Source organism: uncultured Polaribacter sp., from assembly GCF_947497695.1.
Taxonomy (GTDB): domain Bacteria; phylum Bacteroidota; class Bacteroidia; order Flavobacteriales; family Flavobacteriaceae; genus Polaribacter.
The window spans coordinates 1-485 of sequence record NZ_CANMHM010000032.1 but is presented as its reverse complement, the minus strand read 5'-3'; the positions used below and the strand labels follow the sequence as shown (position 1 = coordinate 485).

Genomic DNA, 485 nt, shown 5'->3' with positions numbered 1-485 from the left:
TAAATAGTGTTTTTAAACTGTGTTCCTTCATTAAAATTATCAAAACTAATACGCTGAATAAAATTGATTCCGTCAATTTGGAGTTTGTTTACTTTTGCTCCAAATTCTACCGCTTTAATTTCTTTACCCCTTATTATTGGGCGAAGATATTCTTTATCAATACTTACAATTCTGTTTTTTGGTTTTTCGTCTTTGTTAAAAAGAAGTGATTGTTGGTAGGCTATTTTCTTGATAATTACTCTTCGTTTGTAATATTTATCAGACATTTTAAAAGAATATTGTTTTTCTAAACTATCTAATTCTTTATTTATTTTTTTTAGTAAGTGAAGTAAAGATCTGGTTAAAGGAGTGCGTTTTTTGTTGGTCTTTCTTCTCATTTTACTATAATTTATATAGCGCTTTTTCCATTTTAAATATTTAGTACGGGGTAACTTTAATTTTAAAGTTTTACAAATTGTTTTCATTTGATGAAAACTCCAATCAAC

Annotated in this window: 1 pseudogene; it reads right to left on the bottom strand. The window is 26.2% G+C overall.

From position 1 onward, the window contains the following. Window positions 1-377 (bottom strand): annotated as a pseudogene (locus Q0731_RS13135) (transposase); the annotation flags it as partial. Window positions 378-485 lie beyond the last annotated feature (108 nt).